Origin of the sequence: Alysiella crassa DSM 2578 (assembly GCF_000745955.1) — a bacterium.
GTDB lineage: Bacteria > Pseudomonadota > Gammaproteobacteria > Burkholderiales > Neisseriaceae > Simonsiella > Simonsiella crassa.
In genome coordinates, this window is the sequence record NZ_JQKH01000132.1 from 1 (window position 1) to 3,393 (window position 3,393).

The 3,393-nt window shown below is 45.8% G+C and carries 2 protein-coding genes; both read left to right on the forward strand.

Annotated elements, in window-relative coordinates:
- A partial coding sequence (pepN, locus tag Q338_RS12230) for an aminopeptidase N (protein WP_034295913.1) occupies nucleotides 1–2,397 on the forward strand: 2,397 nt, incomplete at its 5' end.
- A gap of 128 nt (nucleotides 2,398–2,525) precedes the next feature.
- Nucleotides 2,526–3,233: a hypothetical protein gene (locus tag Q338_RS12235; RefSeq protein WP_034295915.1), complete on the forward strand. Its 708-nt coding sequence runs from the start codon at nucleotides 2,526–2,528 to the stop codon at nucleotides 3,231–3,233.
- The last annotated feature ends 160 nt before the right edge of the window (nucleotides 3,234–3,393 follow it).

Consider the following 3,393-nt stretch of genomic DNA (forward strand, 5'->3'; position numbering starts at 1 on the left):
CTGACCATTCACACCCAAGTTGAACCACAAAAAAACAAATCATTCAATGGCTTGTATGAAAGCGAAGGCAATCTCTACACCCAATGCGAACCCGAAGGTTTCCGCAAAATCACCTTCCACCCCGACCGCCCCGATGTGATGGGCGAATTCACCACCGAAATCCGCGCCAATGCCGACAAATTCCCCGTTTTGCTGTCAAATGGCAACAAAATCCGTTCAGGCAGCCTGAACGATGGGCGACACTTTGCCGTGTGGCACGACCCTTTTGTCAAACCCACTTATTTGTTTGCCTTGGTGGCAGGCGATTTGGCTTTGACATCGGATTTTTTCATCACCCAAAGCGGTCGCCGCGTGGTCATTGAATTTTACACGCGCCAAGCCGATGCCCACCAAGTTGCCTTTGCCATTGAATCCTTAAAAAATTCAATGAAATGGGACGAAACGCGTTTCGGCTTAGAATACGATTTGGACATTTACATGGTCGTGGCGGTGGGCGATTTCAATATGGGCGCAATGGAAAACAAAGGCTTAAACATTTTCAACACCAAATATGTGCTTGCCGACAGCCAAACCGCCACAGACGCCGATTTTGAAGGCGTAGAAGCCGTCATCGCCCACGAATATTTCCACAACTGGACGGGCAACCGCGTAACCTGCCGCGACTGGTTTCAACTGTCGCTGAAAGAAGGCTTGACCGTGTTCCGCGACCAAGAGTTTTCAGGCGACCGCGCCAGCCGTGCCGTGCGCCGCATTGAAAACGTTAAATTATTGAGAACACACCAATTTGCCGAAGATGCCAGCCCCATGGCACACCCCGTCCGCCCCGCCAGCTATGTGGAAATGAACAATTTTTACACCATGACCGTCTATGAAAAAGGCGCGGAAGTGGTGCGCATGTACCACACCTTTTTGGGCGAAGAGGGTTTCCAGCGCGGCATGAAGTTGTATTTTGAACGCCATGACGGTCAAGCCGTAACCTGCGATGATTTCCGCGCGGCAATGGCAGACGCAAATGGCTTTGATTTTGAACAATTTGCCTTGTGGTATTCGCAAGCGGGTACGCCCACGCTCCAAATTTCAGGTAGCCTGAAAAAAAATGGGGGTAATCTGGACTATGTTTTGCGTGTCAAACAAATTTTGCCTGATACCCCTGATATGCCCGCCAGCCAAAAACAAGCCATGATGATGCCACTTGCCATTGCTTTATTTAATGAAAATGGCGAAAAAGGGGCTTTCAAATTACCGAATGATGACAACAGTTACAATGAAACCATTTTAATTGTGAATCAAGCCGAGCAAGAGTTTGTCCTTCGTGAAGTTCAACAATCGGTTACGCCATCATTATTGCGCGGTTTTTCCGCGCCTGTGCATTTGCAATTTGATTATACCAATGAACAACTTGCCTTACTTTTGGCACACGATGACGATGAATTTGCCCGTTGGGAAGCAGGACAAACCCTGTTGCGCCGCGCCATTTTTGCCAACGAAACCGCATTGCAACAAGGCAATGATTTGCCACAAAACCCCTTGTTAATCCAAGCCTTACGCAATATCCTGAACGACAACAATCTGGACGCGGCATTCAAAGCCATGCTGTTGCAAGTGCCAGCCGAAGCCGAACTGTGGGGTGAACGCGACCACATCAACCCCGTGCAAACCACCATGGCGCGTGAAGCCTTGTTGGACGAAATCGCCCACGCTTTGCATGGCGAATTGTTGGCGACAGCACTGAATGCGCGTGAATCAGAAAACGCGGACAAACGCGGCAAAGAAATCGCATTTTATGAATACAATCCGAAAGATGCGGGACTTCGCGCCTTGCAATATGCGTGTTTCCCCTTGATTCATCGTTTTGACGAAGCGGCAACCATTGAGCAAGTGTTTGAACATTATGATGAAATGGCACGCAAAAACATGACCCACGAATGGGGCGTGTTGTCGTCCATCAACAGCAATGCGAGCGCGAAACGCGATGAATTGTTGGCGCGATTTGCCGCGAAATTTGACCATCAAGCCCTTGTGATGGATAAATATTTTTCATTGATTGCGTGCAGTCGCAGGGCAGATACTTTGGTGCAGGCTCAGGCAGCCTTAAATCACCCACGTTTTGCTTTGGACAATCCGAATAAAGTCCGCGCCCTGATTGGCACGTTTGCGCGAAATGTACCGCATTTTCATGCACTTGACGGTTCGGGCTACGCTTTTGTGGCGCAACACATCAAAAAAATTGACGCATTCAATCCGCAAGTGGCGGCAGGTTTGGCGCGCGCGTTTAATTTGCTGAAACGGATTGAGCCGCAACGTCAAGCCTTAATGCGTGCGGAATTGGAGGCGATTGTGGCATTGCCGAGCTTGTCCAAAGATGTGCGCGAGATTGTGGAGAAAATTTTGGCTTAATCTGAACAATTTCAGGCAGCCTGAAAAGTCAATTCAGGCTGCCTGAAAGGGTATTTCTATTTTTTGCGAATAGGTCGGCGGGAAAGCTGACCTACGCTGGTTTCAAATTTGGTTTTGGAGTGATTTTTATGAAAAAAGTTTGGTCAGCATCCATTGGTTTGGGGCGTATTACTGCTTATCGGATAGGTTCAAGCTATGATGGTGTATTTGATTATCGCACTTATCGGCTCAATGAAATGACCATAAGAGAAAATCCTGAACATCCTGACAGCCTAATTCTACAACAAAAGAATAAGGAGGATTGGAATAGAATTTGTGAAATAGCTGCATCGGACTATTTTGAAAAATCTCGTATTTTACCAAGTAGCTTATGGTTAGAAATAACAAATTGTCCTAAAGATGACGAATATATATTCTTTGCTAATGGCAAAAAAGTTTTAAATCAAAAATGTGGCGAAATTTTTAAACAATTCAATTTGGGGCAAAACGATTTAACTCCTGTACATATCTATGACATACATACAGGCAAATTGTGGAAAGAGGAAACTTTTTATGTATTAAAAGTATCTGAACAAAGAAGATATATGCTGAACCCACAAAGTCATTCTAAATTTAAGTTCATCCGTTATCCAAGTGGATTAGAAATTTACTCAGCAAGATACGGCATAAGGGATAATTATGTAGAACTTTCAGCCTCTGCCCAAGAGTGTAATGTGGATTTGTGGCATGACCCTTTACTTTTACACTCTTATTTTATGTCTGAACCCTTGCAGGCTGCCTTATCAGAAGCGGATATGGCGAATAAATTTGGCTTTGCTTTATGTAAATTGCTTTAATTTTTCAGGCAGCCGCGTAGGGCGCGCCACGCGCACCAAAATCCCCACAATATTTTCATTTATTGTTTCAGTACACGACAAAAAATCGGACGACCTGTTTTGGGTTTGAAAAATAGTCCAAAGTTGCCATCATCAACATGGCGGCTTTGGCAAGCTGCTC